We start from the raw sequence: 25,175 nt of genomic DNA, 5'->3' as shown, positions 1-25,175 counted from the left end.
GCGATTGGCGGTTTTTCAGAGCGCGAGTAGCGCTGCCAGTACCATGCCCTTATAGGGCTTAATCAAGCCACCAGCTTAGCTGGTGGTACATGACTTAGTTAAATATACTTTTAAAAGTATATTTGTAATTTAAAGTAAAAAATATTTAAAATAATTATAAAAACATAAATGATATAATAAAGTTTAAGAAATATTCATAAGATAATTATAATATATCTACTAAATGTGCCAATATCTATTAAATGTGTTATAATAAAAAACAATTAAAAAAATATTTGCTCAAAAATATTATATATTAGTTAGAGCATTAATTTAATTAATAAAGAGGAGGAGTAAAGAGAGTTATGCGAAAAAAAGCTATATCAACTATAATTGCAATGGCTTTAACTTTTGGGACAAGCTATAAAGCTTTAGCAGCACCAAATGATTCTATGAATGAAAATAAAGCTAAATATCAACAATTAAATAGTGAAATAGTTTCTTTAAACTCACAGATATCTGATCTTGATAATCAAATAGGCGATTTAAATAGTAAGCTAGATGAGAATAATGATAATATAAGAAAAGTTAAAGGTGAAATTGATAGTAATGAAGCTAAACTTCAAAAAACTAAAGAGGAACTTGAAAAAGAGCAAGAAACCTTTAGTAAGAGAGTAAGGGCTATTTATAAAAGTAATAGTTCTACAGAGTATTTATCAATACTTTTAACCTCTAAAAGTTTTTCTGATTTTTTATCTAGAGCTAATGCTGTAAATAAGATAATTTCTTTAGATAAAAAACTTATTAATGAAATAAATGAGAAGAAAGAAATATTAGATGATACAATTGAAAAATTAAATTCACAAGAAAAAGAATTACAAGATTTAAAAAAATCTACAGAAGATGATATTTCAAAGATAAAAGAGAAAAAAGCTGAACAAAAGAAATATTTAGATGAATTAAATGCTCAAAAAGATCAGGTAGCATCAATTATTGAGGCTAATGAAAGTGAGTTAATTGCAAAATCTGTATCTATTATTAATGATAGTCAAGATATAAGTGCTATAAAAGAAGCTATAAAAACATTAAAGGATTTATTACCACAAATTACAACTGATTCTGTAAAAAATAAAGCACAGTCAGCAATAAGTAATGGTAATGATAAAATTTCTTCTATGAGTGCAGTTGCAAAAGTTGAGACAGGCTCTAGAGGAAATACTTCATCTATACAAAATGGACCTGGAAACTATAAAAAAACATTAACTATGCAAGCAACTGCTTATTCAGGAGGAACTTTAACGGCTACAGGCTCTAAGCCAGTAAGAAACCCTGGTGGTATTAGTACAATAGCAGTAGATCCTAGAGTAATACCTTTAGGCACAAAGGTTTATGTAGAGAGATATGGGATGGCTATTGCAACAGATACTGGTGGTGCTATAAAAGGTAATATAATAGATTTATATATGAATTCTCATAGTGAATGTATTGCATGGGGAAGGCAAAATGTTACTGTTAATATAATTGCTTATCCTGGTGAATGGTAAAATTTATTTAGAAGGTTATAATTGGATTTTAAAGGAGGTATAATATTATTTATGCCTTCTTTTTATTTAATTTATTCTATATTATATATAAAAGAAAGGATGTGATTATATGTATAAGCCTTTAGCAGATAAAATAAGACCTAAAACCTTAGATGATGTAGTAGGGCAAAAACACATTTTAGATAAAAATAAAATTTTATATAGAATAATAAATAGTGGAACAATATGTAATATGATTTTTTATGGACCACCAGGAGTTGGCAAAACAACTGTAGCTAATATAATAGCTGAAAAAACAAATAAAAAGTTTTATAAACTTAATGCTACTAATGCATCTCTTAAAGATATTCAAAAAATAGTAGAAGAATTAGATACCTTTATAGGAATTAATGGAGTTATTCTTTATTTAGATGAGATACAAAACTTTAATAAAAAGCAGCAACAATCTCTTTTAGAATTTATAGAAGATGGAAGGATTACATTAATTGCAAGTACTACAGAAAATCCTTATCATTATATATTTAAAGCTATTTTAAGTAGATCTACTATATTTGAATTTTATCCTCTATTAGAAGAAGATATTATAGAAGGTTTAAAAAAGGCTGTGGAAAAATCTAAAGGAGATTATCCAGGTATGAAAATACAAATAGATGAAAAAGCCTATGAATATTTTTCAGTTTCTTCTAATGGAGATTTAAGAAAGGCTCTAAATGCTTTAGACTTAGCCTTAAGCTCAACTAATGCAGATGAGAATAAAATAATACATATAACAGAAAATATAGCAAAAGAAACTACTCAAAAGAAAATATTTAAATATGATATAAATGGAGATAGTCACTATGATATTTTAAGTGCTTTCCAAAAATCTATAAGAGGAAGCGATGTAGATGCCTCTCTTCATTATTTGGCAAGACTTATTAAAGCAGAAGATTTAATATCTATATGTAGAAGACTTTTGGTTATAGCTTGTGAAGATATAGGATTAGCATACCCTAGTGCTATATCTATAGTTAAATCCTGTGTAGATGCTGCAAATCAATTAGGATTTCCAGAAGCAAGAATACCTTTAGCAGAGGCTACTATATTGCTTGCAAATGCTCCAAAGTCTAATAGTGCTTATTTAGCTATTGATAAAGCTTTAAAAGATTTAGAAAATAAAAATATAGATGATATACCAAAGCATTTAAAGGATTGTCACTATAGTGGTGCAGTTTCTCTAGGAAGAGGAAATGATTATAAGTATCCTCATGACTATGAAAATCATTATATAAAGCAAAATTATTTGCCTAATAATTTATTATCTTCAGTATATTATGAACCTTGTAAAAACAAAAATGAAATGGCTGCTTATGAATATTGGAAGAAAATAAAAAATATTAAGTAGTATTTTAAAAATTTTTATTAGTATTTATAAAAATAATTATATATTATAAAACATTAATTGTTGACAGTTTAGGTCGGATTTGATATTATTACACTGTAAAGCATATCGTTTTACTCAACATTAAGGGGTGAGAACATGAAATTATCCACCAAGGGGAGATATGGAGTAAAGGCTATGGTTGATTTAGCTATACATTATGGCGAACCACCGGTATCTATAAAAACCATATCATCTCGTCAAAATATTTCAGAATATTATCTAGAACAATTATTCAGTCCTTTAAGAAAGGCAAAGCTTATAAAAAGTATAAGAGGAGCTCAAGGAGGATATGTTTTAAATAGAGAACCTAAGGATATAACCATAGCAAATATTATGGATGTCTTAGAAGGCCCTATAGAAATTGCAGAATGTATAGAAGGAGTACCTTGTGATAATTTAGATTGTTGTGCAACAAGACTTCTTTGGAAAAAAATAAAAGGAAGTATTGAAGAGGTAATGGAATCAGTAACTCTTCAAGATATAGTTAATGATTATTATAGCATTCAAAAGAATCGTGAAATGATTCATTTAGTAGATAGGAGTGAAGAAAATGAATAAAACAACTTATATGGATTATGCAGCTACAACTTATGTAAAACCAGAAGTTTTAGAGGAAATGATGCCATATTTTACAGAGAAGTTTGGTAACCCATCATCTTTTTATGGATTAGCAAGGGAAACTAAAATGGCTATAGATAAAGCAAGAGATAGAGTGGCAAAGGCTTTAAATTGTGATCCTAGTGAAGTTTATTTTACTGGTGGTGGTTCTGAGTCAGATAACTGGGCTTTAAAAGGAATTGCTTCTGCCTATAGAAATAAAGGAAAGCATATAATAACAACTAAGATAGAGCATCATGCAGTACTTCATACTTGTCAATACTTAGAAAAGTTAGGATTTAAAGTTACATACTTAGATGTTGACAGTGAAGGCTTTATAGATTTAGAACAATTAAAGAATTCTATCACAGATGAAACTATACTAGTTTCAATTATGTTTGCAAATAATGAAATCGGAACAATAGAACCTATAAAAGAAATAGGAAAAATTTGTAAGGAAAGAAATGTTTTATTCCATACAGATGCAGTTCAAGCTATAGGAAATGTAAAAATAGATGTTAAGGAACTTAATATAGACTTATTATCTTTGGCAGGACATAAAATTTATGGTCCTAAGGGTATTGGAGTTTTATATATAAGAAAAGGTATAAGAATAGACAACTTAGTTCATGGTGGCGGACAAGAAAGATCAAGAAGAGCAGGAACCGAAAATATTGCTTCTATTGTTGGAATGGGAAAAGCTATTGAACTAGCTACAGAAAACTTAGATGATCATATAAAAAGATTAACTGTATTAAGAGATAAGTTAATAGATGGATTAACTAAAATACCATACACTAGATTAAATGGACCAATAGGAGATAAGAGATTACCAGGTAATGTTAATGTATCCTTTGAATTTATTGAAGGAGAAGGAATTCTTCTTATGTTGGACTTTGAAGGTATATGTGCATCAAGTGGTAGTGCTTGTGCATCAGGATCATTAGATCCATCACATGTTTTATTATCAATTGGATTACCACATGAAGTAGCTCATGGCTCTTTAAGATTATCTTTAGGTGATGGCTCTACAGAAGAAGATGTAAATAAAGTATTAGAAGTATTACCTAAAATAGTTGATAGATTAAGACAAATGTCACCACTTTATGAGAACGTAGAGAAGAAGGGAGAAAAATAATATGATTTATAGTGAAAAGGTAATGGATCATTTTAAAAATCCAAGAAACGTAGGAGAAATAGAAGATGCCAATGGTATAGGTGAAGTTGGAAATGCTAAATGCGGAGATATAATGAAGATATACCTAAAGGTTGAAGATAATATAGTTAAAGATGTTAAATTTAAAACTTATGGATGCGGTTCAGCTATAGCATCATCAAGTATGGCTACAGAACTTATAAAAGGAAAAACTTTAGAAGAAGCTTGGGATTTAACAAATAAAGCTGTAGCAGAAGCTTTAGATGGACTTCCACCAGTAAAAATGCACTGTTCAGTTTTAGCAGAAGAAGCAATCCACAAAGCAATAAATGATTATAGAGAAAAACAAGGATTAGAACCTTGGGATATGAAAGAACATTCTCATGATATTCATGAGCAAGTTCATGGAGAATAGAAACCATATGAAAAAAAAGGTTGTTATAGGTATGAGTGGCGGAGTAGATAGCTCTGTCGCTGCTTATCTTTTAAAAGAGCAGGGATATGAGGTTATTGGGGTTACTATGCAAATTTGGCAAGAGGATAAGGAAGTAGAAGAAAGAGAAGGTGGTTGTTGCTCCTTATCAGCAGTAGAAGATGCAAGAAGAGTAGCAAATAAACTTGGTATCCCTTTTTATGTTTTAAATTTTAGAAAAAGCTTCAAAGAAAAAGTAATAGATTATTTTGTGGATGAATATTTAAATGGAAGAACACCAAATCCTTGTATAGCTTGTAATAAGTATTTAAAATTTGATGAACTTTTAACAAAAGCTAAAGCTATAGGTGCAGATTATGTTGCAACAGGACATTATGCAAAAATAAAAGAAGAGAATGGAAGATATCTTTTAGAAAGAGCTGATGATGATAGAAAAGATCAAACTTATGCTCTATATAATTTAACTCAATATCAATTAGCTCATACTCTTATGCCTTGTGGAGAATACACAAAGGATAAAATTAGAGAAATAGCAAAAGAGATTGGTCTTGCAGTTCATAATAAAAAAGATAGTGAAGAGATATGTTTTATACCAGATAATAATCATGGTAAGTACATATTAAATTGTGAACCTAAAAAGGTTAAAGTAGGAAATTTTGTTGATAAAGAAGGTAATATACTAGGAAAACATAAGGGAATAGTATATTATACAATAGGTCAAAGAAAAGGGCTAGGATTGGCTTTAGGAAGACCAGTTTTTGTAATAGATATTAATCCTATTACAAATGAAGTTGTAATAGGCTCTGAAGAAGAGATTTTTAAAACAGACTTAAAAGCTAAAGATGTTAATTTTATATCTATTGAAAAACTTGAAAAAGATATGGAAGTTGAAGCTAAAATAAGATATTCAGCAAAACCAGCTAAAGCTATTATAAGTCCTTTACCAGATGGAAAGGTTAAGGTATCTTTTAAAGAAAAACAAAGAGCTATAACTAAAGGTCAATCAGTAGTATTTTATAATGGAAATATAGTAGTTGGTGGCGGAGTTATAGAAAGTTTATTATAAAATTATAGATTAAACTTAAGATTGCAAATTTAAATGATTTGTTTGTCTTAAGTTTTTTATTTTATGTATTTTTTTATTTATATTGGAAAGAATATCTTATAGCTAAATAGCTTTAAGGTAGGTGGGAAAATGCATAGAGTAAATGACTTTCATATGATAAGGGTTTTAAATGTAAAGGGAGAAAAGATAGGAGAAATTAAAGATGTAGAAATAGATTATTTTAAGGAGATTATAACAGGATTTAAAATTTCATCAAAGGGATTTTCTAAAAAAAATTTTATAGATGCCAAAGATATACTATCTATAAATAAAGTAATAATAGCGAAAGAAGCTAAAAAACATGAAGGATTAAACTTTGAAAAAATAAAGGATATGGAAGTATTAAATAAAAATGGAGTAATTATAGGTATAGTTGAGGATTTACTTATAGATATTGAAAATTTTAAAATAAAAGGTTTAATAATATCCTCAGGATTAATTAATAAATTTTTAAAGGGAAAAGAAGTTTTGCTTTTAGGTGAAACTATTCTAGGAGAAAAAAGTATTTTATATTTTGGAAATAGCAAAATAAATTTAGCAGCTATGCCACATAGGGTATTATAAAATGAAAATAAGAAATAAAAATATAATTATAAAATTTTTAATAGTATTTTTAATAGTATTAATTATATTTTTCCTTTTAAAAATAAAAATAGTTAAAGAAATAGTAGAGATTTTAGTGATTTCTTTTATACTTTCATATACATTAAGACCTCTTTATAAATATATATGCAAAAAAATAAATATTAATAAAAGAGTTATAGCGGCAGTATTAGTAATATCTATACCTTCAATTATAATATTACTTATATCTTTTATGATTCCATCATTATTTAGTGAAGAATTAAATATGGAAGGGATTGTAGAGATTGGAGGGAAAATAGAACAGTGGCTCTTTAAAAATGTAGATTCTAAAAATTTTTCTTTTATAAATGATATGTGGATACAGGTTTCAAATAAGCTAAATAATATTATAATAAATCTATCTCAAAGTCTATTAAATGGATTAATAGGTTTTATTGAGAATATATTATCATTAGCAGTTATTCCTGTAGTTACTTATTATTTTTTAGCAGATTCAGCTTTAATATCTAATAAATTTTATCTTTTATTTCCTATAAATAAAAGAGCATTTTTAAAAAAAATGTTTGAGCATATAGATAAAATATTAGGAAAGTTTATATTAAGCCAACTATTTCTATGCTTAATTGTAGGAGTTTTAAGTTTTATAGTTCTTATAGTTTTAAGGGTAGAATACCCGTTATGGTTATCTTTAGTAAATGCTATAGCTAATATAGTTCCTTATTTTGGACCTATATTTGGAGCTGTACCTGCTGTTTTGGTTGCTTTATTAGCCTCTCCTTCAAAGGCTTTATATACAGCATTTTTCCTTTTATTGATACAGCAAATAGAAGGAAATTTATTAGCTCCATATATAACAGCCAGCTCTGTTAGAATTCATCCTTTAGTTATAATATTACTTCTTCTTATTGGAGAAAAGTTAGGAGGTTTTGCAGGGATGATATTAGCAATACCTATAGGAGTTACAATAAAAGTTATTTATGAAGATATAAATTATTATATTTTTTGAGATTATATTAATGTAAAATGAACTGATACATTAGTTTTTAAAATAAAGATTAAAAAATTTAATATAATTTAATTTTAATCAGATAAAGTTATTTTGAAATTAAGATATATTGACAGTTTAATAATAATTTAATATAATTTGCCTATAAGTTAATAGGAAGCAATGAAGGGAATAAGTAGAAAGGTAATTTGTTATTCAGAGAGAGAATGGTTGGTGAGAATTCTTTAGCATAACTTTTTGAAGCTATCTTGGAGCTTTAAATTTTAAGAGATGCATAAAAATGCATAATTAGGGTGGTACCGCGGAAGTTAGCTTTCGTCCCTTTTAGGGATGAAGGCTTTTTATATTGGAAAAAATAGGAGGATTTTAAAATGGAAAAAATGGGAGCAAATCAATTAAGAGAAGCGTATCTAAAGTTTTTTGAAAGTAAAGGTCATTTAATATTACCTTCATTTTCATTAGTTCCAAAAAATGATAAAAGTTTATTACTTATAAATGCAGGAATGGCCCCTTTAAAACCTTATTTTACTGGAGTTGAAGAGCCACCAAGAAGAAGAGTTACTACTTGTCAAAAATGTGTTAGAACTGGGGATATAGAAAATGTAGGTAAAACATCAAGACATGGTACTTTCTTTGAAATGCTTGGAAACTTTTCATTTGGAGATTACTTCAAGGAGGAAGTAATTCCATGGGCTTGGGAGTTTATAACTGAAGTATTAAAAATGCCTAAAAATAAACTTTATGTAACTATATATCATGAAGATGATGAGGCTTTTGATATTTGGACTAAAAAAACGGACATAGATCCATCAAGAATATTTAGATTAGGTAAGGAAGATAACTTTTGGGAGCATGGCTCAGGACCTTGTGGACCTTGTTCAGAGATACATTTTGATAGAGGTGAAGGAAAGGTTCAAAGTGCTGAAGAGTTTGTAAAGGCATCAGATGAAGATAGAATAGTTGAGTTTTGGAATTTAGTTTTCACTCAATTTGATGGTGATGGTCATGGAAATTATGAAAGATTAGCAAATCCTAATATAGATACAGGAATGGGTCTTGAAAGAATTGCAACTATTATGCAAGGTGTTGATAATATTTTTGAGATAGATACTGTAAATAATATATTAAAAAAGGTTTGTGAGCTTACAAATACAAAATATGGAGAAGATAAAATAAAAGATATATCAATAAGAATAATAACAGATCATACAAAGAGTGTTACTATGCTTATAAGTGATGGAGTTCAACCTTCAAATGAAGGAAGAGGTTATGTTTTAAGAAGATTATTAAGAAGAGCTGCAAGACATGGAAGAATTTTAGGAGCAGATGGAATATTCTTAAATAAAATAGTAGATGCAGTTATAGAAAATTATGGAGATGCTTATCCAGAATTAAGAGAAAAAGAAGATTATATAAAGAAAATAATAACTCTTGAAGAAGAAAGATTTAATGAAACTATAGATAGTGGAATGGAAATTTTAAAGGGATATATAAAAGAAGTAGAATCAGAAGGAAAAAAAGTTTTATCAGGAGATAAAGCATTTAAACTTTATGATACTTATGGATTCCCACTTGAATTAACAGAGGAGATAGTAGAAGAAAAAGGTATAACTGTTGATTTTGATGGATTTAATAAAGAGATGAAAGAACAAAGAGAAAGAGCAAGAGCGGCTAGAGGAGAAACTTCTTACATGGGTAGTGAAGAAAGTCCTATAAATAAAATAGAAGGATCAGTAAATACTATATTTGATGGCTATAATAAATTAGAGTTAGATTCTAAAGTTTTAGTTCTTGGAAATAATGAAGAGTTTAAAGATTTCTTAAAAGAAGGAGAAGAAGGATTCTTAGTTACTGAAGTAACTCCATTTTACGCTGAAATGGGTGGTCAAGTAGGCGATAAAGGAATAATAGAAAACAAAAATAGTAAAGTAGAAGTTTTAGATTGTAAGAAAAATGTAGGTGGAAAAATAGTTCATTATGTTAAGGTTCTTTCAGGTGAAATAAAAACTAATGATGAAGTGACACTAAAGGTTAATAAAGATTTAAGAAGCAAGATAGGTAAAAATCATACAGCAACTCATATGCTTCATGAAGCTTTAAAAGAAGTTTTAGGAGATCATGTTAATCAATCAGGTTCTTATGTAGATGCAGAAAGATTAAGATTTGACTTTACTCATTTTAAAGGACTAACAGAAGATGAAATAAAGAAAGTTGAAAATTTAGTAAATGAAAAAATAATGGATGTAATTCCTGTTAACACTAAAGTTATGACTATAGATGAAGCTAAAAAAGATGGAGCAACAGCTTTATTTGATGATAAGTATAGTGATGAAGTAAGAGTTGTTTCAGTTGGAGATTTTTCAAAGGAACTTTGTGGAGGAACTCATATAAAGAATTCTGGAGAAATAGGATTATTTAAAATAGTTTCAGAAACTGGAGTTGCAGCAGGTATAAGAAGAATAGAAGCTTTAACTGGATTCTGTGCTATAAACTTTGTAGAAGAAAAAAATAACTTATTAAAAGAAGTAGCTGGAATTTTTAAATGTACTGAAAAAGATTTAGTTAAAAAAGTTACAGCAGAGCACAATGAGTTAAAGGAAAAAGAAAAAGAAATTGCAGAACTTAAAGGTAAGTTAGTTCAAGGAGCAGAAGATGATATCTTAAATAACTTAAAAGAAATTAAAGGTGTTCAAATAGTAACTGCATCATTAAAAGATATAGATGGAAATGGATTAAGAGATCTTGCAGATAAAGTGCGTAATAAATTAGATTGTGGTATAGTAGTATTAGGTAGTGAAGCAAATGGAAAAGTTAATTTTGTAGCAATGGCTACTAAAGAAGCTATAGCTAAGGGAATCCATTGTGGAAAAATGATAAAAGAAGTTGCATCAATCGCTGGTGGTGGCGGTGGTGGAAGACCAGATATGGCTCAAGCCGGTGGAAAGAACCCTGATAAGATAGATGAGGCATTATCAAAGGTTTGTGAATTCGCTGAAAATATGCTATAATACTATACAATTTAATAAGTTTGATTTATAATATGGGTAAGATATTAAGTGTGAATAAAAAAATTATATATAGTGTATAATAATTAGTAATAAATATAGTTTGTGCACTTTTTGTAAGGGGGTGAAACTGCAAATATATTGCAGTGAGCTATGGAAAAGAATAATTTAGAGAATACAATGCAATTTGATTTTAGTAAAGACAAAAAGGACTTAACAAAAACTATATTAACAGATGTATATAATTCACTAAAGGAGAAAGGATACAATCCTGTTAATCAATTAGTTGGATATCTTATTTCAGGAGACCCTACTTATATTACGAATTATAACGGAGCAAGGGCGTTAGTTAGAAAACTTGAAAGAGATGAAATACTTGAAGAGGTAATAAAATCTTATCTAGAGATAAAATAAAGAGTACCCTTTGGGTACTCTTTATTTAATTAAGGAGTTGAAATATGAGGATCTTAGGACTAGACATAGGTCAAAAGACAATAGGAGTAGCTATAAGCGATCCTTTAGGATTTACAGCGCAAGGTATAACTACAATTAAAAGAAAAAACTTTTCATCAGATGTTGAAGAAGTAAAAAAAATATATGATCAATATGCTGTAGAAACAATAGTAGCAGGATTACCTAAAAACATGAACGGTACTATAGGGCCTTCAGGAGAAATGGCTAAAGAATTTTGTGAAAAGCTTAAGAAAAATTTTAATCCTAAAATAGAGTTTTGGGATGAAAGACTTACAACAGTAGCAGCTCACAGAGCTATGCTTGAAGCGGATTTATCTAGAGCAAAAAGAAAAAAGATTGTAGATAAAATTGCAGCAACTTATATATTACAAGGATATTTAGATAGAATATCTAAATTATAATATTGGAAATTGACAAGGATTATCAATTGATATTACAATAAAGGAGTGTTATAATATGCAAAACGAAGTAAATAACATAGTACTATTAGATGAAGAGGGTAATGAAGTAGAGTTTGATGTAGTAACAAAATTAGATATAGAGGATAAAGAATATTTAATAGTTGTGCCATCAGATGGTGAAGAAGAAGATGCAGTAGCTCTTAAAGTAGTTATAGATGAAGATGGAAATGAAGCTTTAGCTTCAGTAGATGACGAAGAGGAATTTTTAATGGTATCGGAGGCTTATGAGCTACTTGCTCTTGAAGATATCAATTAGAATGAGAGGTAGTGTAAATTAATGTCAAAGCTAACTTTGGAGATGATAAATAATTTAAAGGAAGACTTAAAAAGAAGAGGATATAAATTAACACCTCAAAGAAGGGCAATTGTTGACGCTATAATAGAATCAGAAGGAAAACATTTAACAGCGGAAGAGATTTATGATGTTGTTAAGAAAAATTGTCCAGAGATAGGATTAGCTACAGTATATAGAACCATTTTATTATTAGAAGAAATGGGAATTATATATAGATTAGACTTAGAAGATGGATGCAGCAGATATGAATTGGCTCATGAAGATGAGAATCATAGACACCATCATTTAGTATGCAATAACTGTGGAAAAGTTTTAGAAGTAGAAGATGATTTGTTAGATGAATTAGAACAAAGAATAGAAAAAACGTATAACTTTAAGATTTTAGATCATAGCTTAAAGTTTTTTGGTTTATGTGATGAATGTAGAACAAAATAAAAATAAGGATTCCTCTCATAAAAAGAGAAGATATCCTTCTAATAATTTAGCGATAAGGAGGGGAATTATGAAGAGAGAAAAACTTAAGGCTAAGATAATCCCATTAGGCGGCTTAAATGAGATCGGAAAAAATTTGACAGCCATAGAGTTTAAAGATGATATTGTGGTTATCGACTGTGGTCTTAAGTTCCCAGAGGAAGATATGTTTGGAATAGATATTGTTATTCCAGATATATCATATCTTTTAAAGAATAGAGATAAAGTTAGGGGAATATTTTTAACTCATGGTCATGAAGACCATATAGGAGCATTACCATATATATTAAAGCAATTAAATGTTCCAGTATATGGTACCAAGTTAACTCTTGGTATATTAGAGACTAAGTTAAAAGAACACGGTTTATTAAGCACAACAGAATTACACAGAGTAAGTCCAAGAGACATTATTAAGTTAAACTCTGTATCAATAGAATTCATAAAAACAAATCACAGTATAGCTGATTCAGTTGCAATAGCAATCCATACTCCATTAGGAGCAATACTTCATACAGGAGACTTTAAAATTGATTATACTCCTATAGACGGTGAGGTAATGGACTTTGCAAGATTTGCAGAATTAGGTAAAAAAGGTGTGCTAGCAATGCTTGCAGATAGTACAAATGTAGAAAGACCAGGATATACAATGTCTGAAAGAACAGTTGGAGAAAACTTTACAAGAATTTTTTCAAAGGCTAAAGGCAGAATTATCGTTGCAACCTTTGCTTCTAATATCCACAGAATACAACAAATTATAACCGCTGCAGAAGAATATGGAAGAAAAATAGCTGTATCAGGAAGAAGTATGGAAAATATAGTTCAAGTAGCTATAGAACTTGGTTATCTTACAATGGATAAAGACTCTTTAGTAAGTGTTGATAACATAAGTAAATATCCAAATAACAAAATTGTTGTTATAACAACAGGTAGCCAAGGTGAGCCAATGTCAGCTTTAGCTAGAATGGCATCATCAGAGCATAAAAAGCTTAACATACAAGAAGGTGATATGGTTATATTATCTGCATCACCAATACCAGGAAATGAAAAGTTAGTTTCTAAGGTGATAAATCAATTATTTAAAAAAGGTGCAGAAGTAATTTATGAAGCTCTTGCAGATGTTCACGTTTCAGGTCATGCTTGTCAAGAGGAATTAAAACTTATGCATTCATTAGTTAAACCTAAGTTTTTTATTCCAGTTCATGGTGAATATAGACATTTAAAACAACATGGAGAACTTGCCATTAAATTAGGTTTAGCACCTAAAAATGTAATGATAGCAGATAATGGAGATGTTATTGAGCTTTCAAGAGATTCTATAAGAAAATCTGGAACTGTAACATCAGGTCAGGTTTTTGTAGATGGACTTGGAGTTGGAGATGTTGGAAATATAGTATTAAGAGATAGAAAACATCTTTCTCAAGATGGAATTTTAACTGTAGTTGTAACAATTTCAAAAGAAAATGCATCTGTAATAGCAGGACCAGATATTATATCAAGAGGTTTTGTATATGTAAGAGAATCTGAAGATCTTATGGATGAAGCTAGAGAAATTGTAAAATCTGTATTAAAAGAATGTGAACAAAATAAAATAACAGATTGGGCTACAATGAAATCTAGTATAAAAGAATCTTTAAGAACTTATTTATATGAGAAAACAAAGAGAAAACCTATGATATTACCAATAATAATGGAAATCTAGTTTAGATATGAAGGTGTAGAAATGAATATTTATGATAAAGCTCACGAATTTGCAGAAGAACTTAAAAATCTTAAGGAAGTTGTAGATTATAGGGTAGCAACAGAAAATATTAATAACAAAGAAGAAAATAAAAAAATTGTTGAAGATTTTAGAAAAGTACAAATAGAAGCTTATTCAGAACAAATGAGCAAGGGCGTAATTTCAGAAGAGACAAAGCAAAAGATGCAAAATCTAGGTGCTGTAGCAATGACAAACCCAGATGTAGCAAACTATCTTCAAAGTGAAGCTAGATTTGCAGTGATTTGGGAGGATTTATTAAAAATCCTAAATGATGCTATAGGAGTAAATGTAATTGCACCAGAGTCAAAATAAATTTGACTTTTCTTTTCAATAATATTATTATTAAAATAATTGAATTGGATACTTGGGTATCCAATTTTATTTTGCAGTAAACACATTGGAGGAATTAAAATGGCTATAGTAACAAGAGATGATATTAGAAATATAGCGATAATTGCACACGTTGACCACGGTAAAACAACATTGGTTGACGCACTATTAAAGCAAAGTAATATTTTTAGAGCGAATGAAAAAGTTCAAGAAAGAGTTATGGACTCAAATGATCTTGAAAAAGAAAGAGGAATAACAATCCTTTCAAAAAATACAGCAGTAATGCATGATGGAATAAAAATTAACATAGTAGATACACCAGGACACGCAGATTTTGGTGGAGAAGTTGAACGTGTACTTAAAATGGTAGATAGTGTTATTTTAGTTGTTGATTCTTATGAAGGACCAATGCCACAAACAAAGTTTGTTCTAAAAAAAGCTTTAGAACTTGGATTAAAACCAATAGTTGTAATAAATAAAATAGATAAATCAGATGCAAGACCTGAAGAAGTAATTGATGAAGTATTTGAATTATTCTTAGAGCTTGGAGCAAATGATGAACAATTAGATTTCCCAATAATCTATGCTTCAGCAAGAGATGGTATAGCTAAATATGAAGTTGAAGATACTAACGATAATATGACTCCATTATTTGAAACAATAATAAAGCATGTTGAAGCACCAAAAGGTGAAATTGATGAGCCTTTCCAAATGTTAGTAACAACCTTAGATTCTAGCGAATATGTTGGAAAAATAGCTATCGGAAAGATTGAAAGAGGAACTGTAACTAAAAATCAAATGGTTACAATAGTAAGAAAAGATGGATCTACATCAAACTTTAGAGTTTCAGGTCTTTATGTTTATAACGGATTAAAGAGAGAAGAAACTGAAGAAGCTAAACTTGGAGATATAATTGCTATGAGTGGAGTTGGTGATGTTAATATTGGAGAGACTATAGCAGATGCTAACTGTCCAGAAGCACTACCTTTTGTTCATATTGATGAACCAACATTAAGTATGAACTTTTTAGTAAATGACTCACCTTTTGCAGGAAGAGAAGGTGACTTTGTAACTTCAAGACACTTAAGAGATAGATTAATGAAGGAACTTGAAACAAATGTAAGTTTAAGAGTAAATGAATTATCTCCTGATTGTTTTGAAGTAAGCGGAAGAGGAGAATTACACCTATCAATTCTTATAGAAACTATGAGAAGAGAAGGATATGAATTCCAAGTTTCAAAACCAAATGTTATTTTTAGAAAAGATGAAAATGGTAAATTAGAAGAACCAATGGAATATTTAACAATAGATGTTCCAGAAGAATTCATGGGACCAGTTATGGAAAAAATGGGACCAAGAAAAGCTGAAATGGTTAATATGACATCAGCAGTTAATGGATATTCAAGACTTGAGTTTAGAATTCCTGCAAGAGGATTAATAGGATTTAGAAATGAATTCTTAACAGATACTAAGGGTAACGGAATAATGAATCACGTATTTGAAGGATATGGTCCATATAAAGGTGAAATTCCAGGAAGAAATAGAGGTTCATTAACAGTATTTGAATCTGGAGAAGCTATAACTTATGGATTATTTAATGCTCAAGAAAGAGGTACATTATTTATAGAACCAGGTACAGAAGTATATGCAGGTATGGTTTGTGGAGAATGTTCAAGAGCTGATGATATTGATGTTAATATTTGTAAGAAAAAGCATGTATCAAACTGTAGATCATCTGGAGCTGATGAAGCTTTAAGACTTTCACCAGCTAGAATTATGACTTTAGAGGAGAGCTTAGAATTTATAAATTCTGATGAATTAGTAGAAGTTACTCCAAAGAGCATAAGAATAAGAAAAAGAATATTAGATGTTCTTGAAAGAAAAAGATCAATGAGAAATGCTAAGTAGTTTATAGTTTTAAAGTTTTGTATTATAATTAAGTAAATAGCCTAATTTAGGCTATTTACTTTTGTATATAGGGGGCTTTTATGAGAAAAAAGTTAAACTTAGGTTTAGTAGTAGTTACTTTTATAATAATAATTTTTGCTATGTTATTTATTTTTTATAAAAATGCAATAAAAAAACCATTGAAAACCTCAGATAAAACTATGGAAATAGTAGTAAATGAAGGAGAAGGTCTTTATGGAGTTTTAGATAAGTTAAGTGGAGAGGGTAAACTAAATAACTTATTAGCTATAAAAATGTACATAAAGAAAAATCATATAAATTCTGAAATTAAACCGGGAATATATAATGTATTAAAGGATACTAATTTAGAAAATTTAATAAAATTATTAAAAAATGGTGGATTAAATAATAAAGAAATTAAGGTTACAGTACCAGAAGGATTTACAGTAGAAGATATAGGTAGTAAACTTGAAAAATTAGGATTATGTTCTAAGGATGAATTCTTAAAAGCTGTAAAGAATTATCCTTTACCAGATTATATTAAAAAAAATAAAAATATAAGATATCCTTTAGAAGGTTTTTTGTTTCCAGATACATATGTAATAAACAAAGATGCAAGTGCTAAAGATATAATTTTTATAATGATTTCTAGATTTGAAGAAGTGTTAAAAGAAATAGAGAATAAGCTTAATATAACTATTCCTAAAGATAAAATAGAAGAAGTTATAACTGTAGCTTCTATTATAGAAAAAGAAGCTAGAATAGATAAAGATAGACCTTTAATAGCTTCTGTTATATATAATAGATTAAAAAAAGATATGCCACTTCAAATAGATGCTACTGTTTTATATGCTTTAGGGAAACATAAAGATATAGTAACCCTTAAAGATTTAGAGATAAATTCACCATACAATACATATAAGAAAAAAGGTATACCTATAGGACCTATATGCAACCCAGGTGAACCATCTATAATAGCCGCATTAAAGCCCGAAACAACAGAGCATTTATATTATATACTTACAAAAGACGATAGTCATTATTTTACAAATAATTACAATGATTTTTTAAAGAAAAAGAAAGAATTAGGATATTAATGGAGGATACAACATGAGTGGAATCACACATGAATATATGGAAACCTATTTAAGAAGCTTAATTCCTGAAAGAGAAGGAAAACTTAAGGATATAGAAGATTTTGGAAGAGAAAATTCTGTTCCAATTGTACAAAAAGAAACAGCTAAATTTTTAGAATTTATGGTTTCTATGAAAAAACCTAAAAAAATATTAGAATTAGGTACTGCAATAGGATATTCAGCTATTTTAATGTATGAAGCAGCAGAAACAGAACCGGAAATTACAACAATAGAAAGAGATGAAAAGATGATTTCTATTGCAGAAGATAACATTTCAAAGTATAATCTTAAAGGGAAAATTAAAGTTTTACAAGGTGATTGTTTAGAAATACTTGAAAACTTAGAAGATAAATTTGATTTAATATTCATGGATGCAGGTAAAGGACATTATAATCATTTTCTCCCACATTGCTTAAGACTTTTAAAAGATGATGGTATAATAATTGCAGATAATGTTCTATTTAGGGGCATGGTTGCATCTAAAGAATTAGTTAAAAGAAGAAAAATAACTATAGTAAAAAGAATGAAAACTTACTTAGATATGGTTTCGAAAGATGAAAGTTTAATTACAACAGTTATTCCTATGGGAGATGGAATAGCAGTTACAAAGAGGAGGTAATTTTATGAGAAAACCTGAAATTTTAGCACCAGCAGGAAACCTTGAGAAACTAAAAACTGCTATTGATTTTGGGGCAGATGCTGTTTATTTAGGTGGAAGTAAACTAAATTTAAGAGCCTTTGCAAATAACTTTACTAATGAAGAAATGAAAGAAGGAGTAGAGTATGCTCATGAAAGAGGAAGAAAGGTTTACGTAGTTTTAAATGTAATTCCTCATAATTCAGATTTAGTTGGAATTGAAGAATATTTAAAAGAATTAGAAGCTTTAAAAATTGATGCTATAATAGTATCTGATCCTTCAATAATAGTTACAGCAAGGGAAGTAGTACCGGATCTAGAAATACATTTAAGTACTCAAGCTAATAATGTAAACTGGAAAGCTGCTAAGTTTTGGTATGGCCAAGGAGTTAAGAGAATAGTTTTAGCGAGAGAACTTAACTTTAAGGAAATTGAAGAAATTTATAAGCACGTTCCAGAAGACTGTGATTTAGAAGCTTTTGTACATGGCTCTATGTGTATGGCTTATTCTGGTAGATGTTTAATATCTAACTATTTAACAGGAAGAGATGCAAATAGAGGTGCTTGTGCTCAAGCTTGTAGATATAAATATTATCTTGTTGAAGAAAAAAGACCAGGAGAATATTTCCCAGTGGTAGAAGATGAAAAAGGAACATACATAATGAATTCTAAAGATTTATGTATGATAAAGCACATACCGGAACTTGTTAAAAGTGGTATATACTCCTTTAAAATAGAAGGTAGAATGAAAAGTGCATATTATGTTGCCGCTGTAGTAAAAGCTTATAGACAGGCGTTAGATGCTTATTTAAATGACCCTGAAAATTATAAGTTTGATGAAAAGTGGCTAGATATATTAATGAAAGTTAGTCATAGAAATTATCATACAGGATTTTATTTTGGACAAAATTCTTCAATGCAAATCTATGAAAACTCATCTTACATAAGAGATTATGATATAGTAGGTGTAGTTAGAAGTTATGATAAAGAAAAGGGTATTGCCTTAATAGAACAAAGAAATAGAGTTTTTGAAGGTGATACTGTAGAAGTACTTAGCCCAAAAGGTGATGGATTTAAAGTAAATCTTTTAGATATGAAAGATGAAGCTGGAAACAAAATAGATGTAGCACCTAGAGCTCAGATGATATTCTCAATCAAAACAGATAGAGAATTAAAAGAAAAGGATATGTTAATAAAAAGCAAATAGTTAGTTAAGGGAGGCAAACCAATGAAAAGACCCATATTAATAGGCATAACTGGAGGTACAGGATCAGGAAAGAGTACTATTGCAAATGAAATTTTTAATAAATTTCAAGAAGATTGTATAGCTATGATAGAGCAAGATGCATATTATAAAGATCAAAGCAATTTATCTATGGATGAGAGACGTAAAACAAATTATGATCATCCAGATGCATTTGACAATGATTTAATGATGGAGCATCTACAAACTTTAATAAAAAGAGAAGCAATAGAAAAACCAATATATGATTTTGCTGAGCATAATAGAAAAAATGATACTATTACTGTAGAACCAAAGGATATAATAATAGTAGAAGGTATTTTAGTTCTTTCAGATGAGAGAATAAGAGATTTATTAGACATAAAAATTTATGTTGATACTGATGCTGATGTTAGAATAATAAGAAGATTAATAAGAGACATAAATGAAAGAGGAAGAACAGTAGACTCAGTTATAAATCAATATTTAAGCGTTGTAAGACCAATGCATATGCAATTTACTGAACCAACTAAAAGATATGCTGATATAATAATACCAGAAGGCGGACAAAATAAGGTTGCCATAGACATACTAGTAGCTAAAATAAAACAAATATTAAATCAATAATGAATAAAACACCTCCTTATAGGCTAGAATCTAGCTAAAGGAGGTGTTTTTTTGCGTAAAAAATTACTAAGGTTGTCATCGTTAATAATATTTGTTTTCATATTCTTGGCATATAGAGTATTTAAAGTTCAACAAAATATGATGGAAAAAGATAATAAGTCTAATATTCAAAAGGAAATAATATCAGATAGTAAAGGATTATTATTAGATGAAAAAGGAGAAAATTTATTAGATTATAAAAAGGAGTATTATTTAGTTATAGATGAAAAACCTTTTAGACTAAATGATCCTAGAACATTTCTTGATGACCTTTTGGCCTTTAGCTATATTGTTAAAAGTGATAATCCAGATTTTTCATTAGAAGAAATCTTTAAAAATGGAGAAAAAGAATATATAAAAATATCTGAAAATACTTATTATAAATTAAAAGAAATTAAGAATATTAAAGGAATATATACATTTTCTAAAGATGTAACTGAAAAAAAAGAAGCTTGGAAAATAGAGAATTTATTAGGGAATTATTATAATGAAGTTGAAGATAAGGGGAAAATTAAAAAAGATCTTAAACCTCTTGGAACTTTAGAAAGAACTATATATGAATACATAAAAGATAATGAATTTCCTAATGTTAAATTTTCCTTAGATAATAATGCTATATATACTTTATCAAAAATAGATGATGAAAGTAAAAATATAAATATAAAAACAACTTTAGATAATCAGTGGCAAAGTAAAATTAGAGAAGTTTTAAATGATCCTAAATATAGCAATCTAGAAAATGCAGGGGTAGTTTTAGTAGAATCTAAAACCGGTAAAATAAAAGCTTTAGCTCAAAAAGATGAAAAGCAAGTAAATATTTTACTTGGGGGAACTTATGGGTATGAGCCTGGATCTATATTTAAAATTTTAACAGCAGAGTTAGCATTAGAAGAAGGAATAATAAAAGAAAATGAAAAGATATATTGTGATGGGAAAAATTGTTTTAGAAATGGGAAATCTCATGCTCATGGGTCAATAGATTTAGAAACAGCAATGAAAGTTTCATGTAATGTATTTTTTCAAAAACTAGCAATGAAAATAGGATATAATGATCTTTATAACTTTGCAAAAAATCAAGGGGTTTTTAGTAAAGTTCTTGGATTTCAAGATGAAAGAATTGGAGAAGCTGATTTAAATGGAGGTGTAACTAATTTTTCTATTGGTCAATCTATAGTAACAACTCCTCTTCAAATGGTATCTTTACTTTCAACAGTTGTAAATGATGGAACTTACGTAAAGCCTTATATAATAGACTCTATATTAGATGAAGATAATAACACTGTAAAAGTATTTTCTAGTGAAGATAATAAAAAAGTAATAAATGAACAAACTGCAAGAAAAGTTAAAAAAGATATGAAAGCAGTAGTAGAAACTGGAAGTGGATATAATGCTAAAATAAAAGGAATAGATATTGGTGGAAAAACTGGTACTGCCAATGGAAATAACAAAGATTATGGTACATTTTTAGGATATTTCAACATAGAAAATCAATATTATAACATGATGGTTTTTGTTCCAGGAATAGAAGGAAAAAATGCAGAAGGCGAAGAAATGGTTGGAGGTAATACTGCAGCACCAATTTTTAAAGATGTTATATCATCTATAACAAAAAAATAAATTTAACTGTTCAGTTTTTTAAATTTGAAACATATTATATAATAAGCAATTTTAGGAGGCTCAACTAATGTTTTTATTCAGCTATTTTGCAGAAATGATAGGTAATATGGTATTATTGTCTGGCTATGTAACAGGAAATGCAACTTTTCCTCAGCCTTTAAATGAAAAAGAGGAAGAAATGTACTTAGAGAGATTAAAAGATGGTGATTTAGAAGCAAAGAATGTTTTGGTTGAAAGAAATTTAAGATTAGTAGCTCATATTGTAAAAAAATACTCTTTTCAAAATAAGGAAGTAGATGATTTAATATCTATAGGAACTGTAGGGCTTATAAAGGCAATTGATTCTTATAACCAAGATAAAGGAACAAGACTTGCAACATATGCAGCAAGATGTATAGAGAATGAGATATTAATGTTATTTAGAAATAGTAAAAAAACTAAAGGAGAAGTTTTTTTGCAAGATCCTATAGGTGTAGATAAGGAAGGAAATGAAATCCGTTAGGTATGCTATATGTAATCATACCTAATGGATCAATTTAGGAAATATCTTTATTTCAAAGTCATTATTTTTTTGATTGGAGTTTTTTACATATTCTATCTTAAATAATATACTTTTTAAAAGATTATTTTTCTTTTTTATATCAGTAGTACTTTTGTATGCTTTAATAATATTTTCAAATTTAATAATATCTTCATTATTAAATTTATTCTCTTTTTCGATTTGTTTATTTAAATTTAGGATTTCCTTTTCAGTATTTAATATTCTAATATCTATATTTTTAGATCTTTCAAGAAAAACTTCGTCAGAATAAATTCCTCTTTCTAATAAATTAAATAAATTTAGTTTCTGTTTTTTTAAGCCTTGTAATTCTTTCTTTAAACTTTGAAGGTGTTTCCTATAGAATTTATCAAAATCTTTCTTTGTATTATTTTTTATAGAAGCTTTATATTTCTCAGTATATTTTTCTAAAGAATCTAAAAGAGATTTTTCAACATATTCAAATCTTACACTTTTATTGCCGCATTTATTAGTACAGAGTAATCTATATATTCCTCTTAAATTACGCATACTCATTTTTTTATTACATATACCACAAATAATTAATCCTGCCATAGGATTTACAGGATTATTTATTATTTGATAAGGAACATGATACTTATTATTTAATATTTGTTGAGCTTTATTAAATATATTAGAATCTATTATAGGACTATGTTTTCCTTCAACTATAATCCATTCAGATTTATCTCGAGTTCTTGTATCCTTCAGTTTGTAAGGGCTAGGCGATTTTTTTATCTCTTTTTTTTTCCAAGTTATTTTACCTATATAAATAGGATTTTTTATTATAGATAAAATAGAGCTAGGACCAAATTTATTATTAGCTTTAGTTTTATATCCTAAAGAATTTAATTTATTAGATATAGAGGTAGCTCCATTGCCATCAATATACATATTAAATATTAATTTAATTATTTCAGATTCATAAGGATTAATTTTTAAAGTTCTTGCTTTGTTTATAAAATCAATATCATATCCTAATGGAGGATTAGTGGCTATATAATTTCCATCTTCTACACTTCTTACTCTTCCTCCCTGCATACGCCTATTAATCATTTTTAATTCCTTACGACTCATAAAGGCTTCAAATTCTGTATATTCTTCATCAAAATCATTATCTAAGTTATAAGTTTTTTGAGGTGTAATAATTTTAGTATGACTATTTTTAAAGGTCTTTAAGATTATGCCCTGATCTTCCATATCACCACGACCTAAACGTTGCATATCCATAACAAGGACACCGTCATATAAATTATTTTCTACTTCTTTTAAAAGTTCTAACATTTTAGGTCTAAAAAATAAACTTTCTCCTGACACAATTTCTTCTTTAACTTCAATAACATCAAGATTTTTTTCTTTAGCAAATTTAAGGAGTGCCTTTCTATGTTTAGAAAGAGTTTCACCTTCACCTAAAGTTTTTTCAAGTTCTTCATCGGCTCTAGATTTTCTTAAATATATTGCTATATTCATTTTTAGCACCTCCTTAATGGGAAAATTATACAGTACACTATATATTGTATAGGAAAATATGGATATTAATCAAGTTTAAAAATAAAGTATTTCTTATGTTTTTAATAATAGCTTTTATTATGAAAAAGCAAAACTTAAAAATATATAATAATAAACCTTATTTTAGGTATATTAAACTTGCAATAATTATCTAAATTGTTTATATTTAAATAAGCTAATTACTTAATTTTTTAAAGGGGTGAAGGAATGATTACTAAAGAAGATGTAATGACTAAAGCTGTTAGAGTTTATTTAAAATCTAAAGGTGTAAAAGAAATAGATGAAAGTTCTGAAGAATTTACTAAGCTGTTTAATAAGGTTTATGAAGATTTTAAGGATGCTGATTTAGGTATGGATAGTACTAAAGAATATAAAATAGTTGAAAGTTTAAATAAATATAATGATGTATTAACAGTAAATAAAGTAAAAAAAAAAGAAAAATGGTCAGATGAGGAGATAATAAAAATACTATTAGTAATGCTTATAGTAGTTATAGTGATTTTGGGAATATTATTTTTCATATATAAATAAGAATGGGCCTTTGTAAAGAAGAGCCTATTTTTTTATGCTTATTAATAAAAGATATATTTTACTAATAATATTTTTTATAAGTTTACAAATAAATTTATAATTATAAATAGTATAATATAGATTTTAAGATTATATTATTTGGATCATTATTTTGCTTTTTTATTAGATAGTATTGATTGAAGAAGCATAAAGTTATGGTTATGACAGTGCTTAAAATATCTCTATAATATAAGAATATATAAGAAGAATTACATATAAATAGAAAAAATAGACTTTTCTTTAGAAAAGTCTATTTTTATAGTTTTAAATTTAAAAGAACAAGGAATTAAAAAATAAGTTTATAGTATAAATAAAAAGAGGTGGTTTTAATGGCGAAGGTAATTATTATAGAGCCAAACATCTCAAAAGAGGAAAACGAAAAAAACTGGCAGAATGTTCTTGGAGCATTAGAATCTATAGCAGAAGAAGAGTTTCATAGAAGAGCTAAAGGAATTATAAAAAATGAGGAAGAAAAAGAAGAAAGTTTAAAATCTCAAAATTTAGATGTGACAATAATAACAAAGGAAGATAAAACTATAAATATTACACTTTAGAAAAATTAGGCTTAATGGGCCTTTATTATAAAGGATAAAAATATAAAGATATTCCAACATATTATATTTTACAAAGTCTTATTATATGTTTATAAAATATAATTTTATATTAAATTTTTTATAAATTATTGGCTATTTTAATATATCAGATGACTAAAGATAAATAGAAAAAAT

General features: G+C 28.0%; 24 protein-coding genes, 1 pseudogene and 1 other annotated feature. Of the genes and pseudogenes, 24 read left to right on the top strand and 1 reads right to left on the bottom strand.

Annotation, left to right across the window (positions count from 1 at the left end; translation table 11 throughout):
* The first annotated feature begins 344 nt into the window (after positions 1-344).
* From BUA70_RS13300 to BUA70_RS08795, 22 genes and pseudogenes are all read left to right on the top strand, one after another.
* A complete protein-coding gene (locus BUA70_RS13300) occupies positions 345-1,523 on the top strand; it encodes a 3D domain-containing protein (RefSeq protein WP_072896453.1) in 1,179 nt (392 codons plus the stop codon).
* A 109-nt stretch (positions 1,524-1,632) separates the two neighbouring features.
* Positions 1,633-2,907 (top strand): replication-associated recombination protein A, encoded by a 1,275-nt coding sequence (locus tag BUA70_RS08895; protein WP_072896450.1) that lies wholly within the window; start codon positions 1,633-1,635, stop codon positions 2,905-2,907.
* 135 nt (positions 2,908-3,042) lie between these two features.
* Positions 3,043-3,504, top strand: a complete 462-nt coding sequence (locus tag BUA70_RS08890; protein WP_072896448.1) for an RrF2 family transcriptional regulator — start codon at positions 3,043-3,045, stop codon at positions 3,502-3,504.
* Positions 3,497-4,681 carry a cysteine desulfurase NifS gene (gene nifS, locus BUA70_RS08885; RefSeq protein ID WP_072896446.1) on the top strand — a complete coding sequence of 395 codons (1,185 nt, stop codon included), beginning with the start codon at positions 3,497-3,499 and terminating at the stop codon, positions 4,679-4,681. Before BUA70_RS08890 ends, nifS begins: the two co-directional genes overlap by 8 nt.
* Before the next feature lies 1 nt (position 4,682).
* Positions 4,683-5,114, top strand: coding sequence for a Fe-S cluster assembly scaffold protein NifU (gene nifU, locus BUA70_RS08880; RefSeq protein WP_072896443.1), 432 nt, complete (start codon positions 4,683-4,685; stop codon positions 5,112-5,114).
* 7 nt (positions 5,115-5,121) lie between these two features.
* Positions 5,122-6,198, top strand: a complete 1,077-nt coding sequence (gene mnmA / locus BUA70_RS08875) for a tRNA 2-thiouridine(34) synthase MnmA (RefSeq protein WP_072896441.1) — start codon at positions 5,122-5,124, stop codon at positions 6,196-6,198.
* Positions 6,199-6,327: 129 nt separating this feature from the next.
* Positions 6,328-6,801, top strand: coding sequence for a PRC-barrel domain-containing protein (locus tag BUA70_RS08870; protein ID WP_072896439.1), 474 nt, complete (start codon positions 6,328-6,330; stop codon positions 6,799-6,801).
* 1 nt (position 6,802) lies between these two features.
* The gene (locus tag BUA70_RS08865) at positions 6,803-7,828 is read left to right on the top strand and encodes an AI-2E family transporter (RefSeq protein ID WP_072896436.1); all 1,026 of its coding nucleotides are present in this window, start codon (positions 6,803-6,805) and stop codon (positions 7,826-7,828) included.
* Positions 7,829-7,981: 153 nt separating this feature from the next.
* Positions 7,982-8,154 (top strand) — a binding site (T-box leader).
* A gap of 45 nt (positions 8,155-8,199) precedes the next feature.
* A complete protein-coding gene (gene alaS / locus BUA70_RS08860) occupies positions 8,200-10,836 on the top strand; it encodes an alanine--tRNA ligase (RefSeq protein WP_072896434.1) in 2,637 nt (878 codons plus the stop codon).
* Positions 10,837-10,986: 150 nt separating this feature from the next.
* On the top strand, positions 10,987-11,247 hold the full coding sequence (locus BUA70_RS08855; protein WP_072896431.1) for an IreB family regulatory phosphoprotein: 261 nt from the start codon (positions 10,987-10,989) through the stop codon (positions 11,245-11,247).
* 44 nt (positions 11,248-11,291) lie between these two features.
* Positions 11,292-11,708, top strand: a complete 417-nt coding sequence (gene ruvX / locus BUA70_RS08850; RefSeq protein WP_072896429.1) for a Holliday junction resolvase RuvX — start codon at positions 11,292-11,294, stop codon at positions 11,706-11,708.
* Between the two features lie 55 nt (positions 11,709-11,763).
* Positions 11,764-12,024 (top strand): DUF1292 domain-containing protein, encoded by a 261-nt coding sequence (locus BUA70_RS08845; RefSeq protein WP_072896427.1) that lies wholly within the window; start codon positions 11,764-11,766, stop codon positions 12,022-12,024.
* A gap of 21 nt (positions 12,025-12,045) precedes the next feature.
* Entirely contained in the window at positions 12,046-12,498 is a 453-nt protein-coding gene (locus tag BUA70_RS08840) for a Fur family transcriptional regulator (RefSeq protein ID WP_072896425.1), read from the top strand.
* 67 nt (positions 12,499-12,565) lie between these two features.
* Positions 12,566-14,233, top strand: coding sequence for a ribonuclease J (locus BUA70_RS08835; protein WP_072896423.1), 1,668 nt, complete (start codon positions 12,566-12,568; stop codon positions 14,231-14,233).
* 21 nt (positions 14,234-14,254) lie between these two features.
* Positions 14,255-14,605 carry a YlbF family regulator gene (locus tag BUA70_RS08830; protein ID WP_072896420.1) on the top strand — a complete coding sequence of 117 codons (351 nt, stop codon included), beginning with the start codon at positions 14,255-14,257 and terminating at the stop codon, positions 14,603-14,605.
* A gap of 99 nt (positions 14,606-14,704) precedes the next feature.
* Positions 14,705-16,531 (top strand): translational GTPase TypA, encoded by a 1,827-nt coding sequence (typA, locus tag BUA70_RS08825; protein WP_072896418.1) that lies wholly within the window; start codon positions 14,705-14,707, stop codon positions 16,529-16,531.
* 80 nt (positions 16,532-16,611) lie between these two features.
* Positions 16,612-17,628: an endolytic transglycosylase MltG gene (gene mltG / locus BUA70_RS08820; RefSeq protein ID WP_072896415.1), complete on the top strand. Its 1,017-nt coding sequence runs from the start codon at positions 16,612-16,614 to the stop codon at positions 17,626-17,628.
* Positions 17,629-17,641: 13 nt separating this feature from the next.
* Positions 17,642-18,286: an O-methyltransferase gene (locus BUA70_RS08815; RefSeq protein WP_072896413.1), complete on the top strand. Its 645-nt coding sequence runs from the start codon at positions 17,642-17,644 to the stop codon at positions 18,284-18,286.
* A gap of 4 nt (positions 18,287-18,290) precedes the next feature.
* On the top strand, positions 18,291-19,511 hold the full coding sequence (locus BUA70_RS08810; RefSeq protein WP_072896411.1) for a peptidase U32 family protein: 1,221 nt from the start codon (positions 18,291-18,293) through the stop codon (positions 19,509-19,511).
* Between the two features lie 21 nt (positions 19,512-19,532).
* Entirely contained in the window at positions 19,533-20,153 is a 621-nt protein-coding gene (gene udk, locus BUA70_RS08805) for a uridine kinase (protein WP_072896408.1), read from the top strand.
* A 51-nt stretch (positions 20,154-20,204) separates the two neighbouring features.
* On the top strand, positions 20,205-21,809 hold the full coding sequence (locus BUA70_RS08800; protein WP_072896405.1) for a peptidoglycan D,D-transpeptidase FtsI family protein: 1,605 nt from the start codon (positions 20,205-20,207) through the stop codon (positions 21,807-21,809).
* Between the two features lie 67 nt (positions 21,810-21,876).
* Positions 21,877-22,305: pseudogene (locus BUA70_RS08795) on the top strand (sigma-70 family RNA polymerase sigma factor); the annotation flags it as partial.
* Positions 22,306-22,332: 27 nt separating this feature from the next.
* Here the strand turns inward: BUA70_RS08795 and BUA70_RS08790 are convergent.
* Entirely contained in the window at positions 22,333-23,838 is a 1,506-nt protein-coding gene (locus BUA70_RS08790; protein WP_072896401.1) for a recombinase family protein, read from the bottom strand.
* Between the two features lie 246 nt (positions 23,839-24,084).
* Here BUA70_RS08790 and BUA70_RS08785 point away from each other — a divergent pair, with 246 nt between their 5' ends.
* Together BUA70_RS08785 and BUA70_RS08780 are read left to right on the top strand one after the other, a co-directional pair.
* Positions 24,085-24,408, top strand: coding sequence for a hypothetical protein (locus BUA70_RS08785; protein WP_072896398.1), 324 nt, complete (start codon positions 24,085-24,087; stop codon positions 24,406-24,408).
* Positions 24,409-24,776: 368 nt separating this feature from the next.
* Positions 24,777-25,001 carry a hypothetical protein gene (locus BUA70_RS08780; protein ID WP_072896396.1) on the top strand — a complete coding sequence of 75 codons (225 nt, stop codon included), beginning with the start codon at positions 24,777-24,779 and terminating at the stop codon, positions 24,999-25,001.
* Positions 25,002-25,175 lie beyond the last annotated feature (174 nt).

It is taken from the genome of Clostridium fallax, assembly GCF_900129365.1.
GTDB lineage: Bacteria > Bacillota > Clostridia > Clostridiales > Clostridiaceae > Clostridium_AH > Clostridium_AH fallax.
Note: the sequence above shows the minus strand (reverse complement) of the source record. Positions and strands in the feature narration are given on the sequence as shown.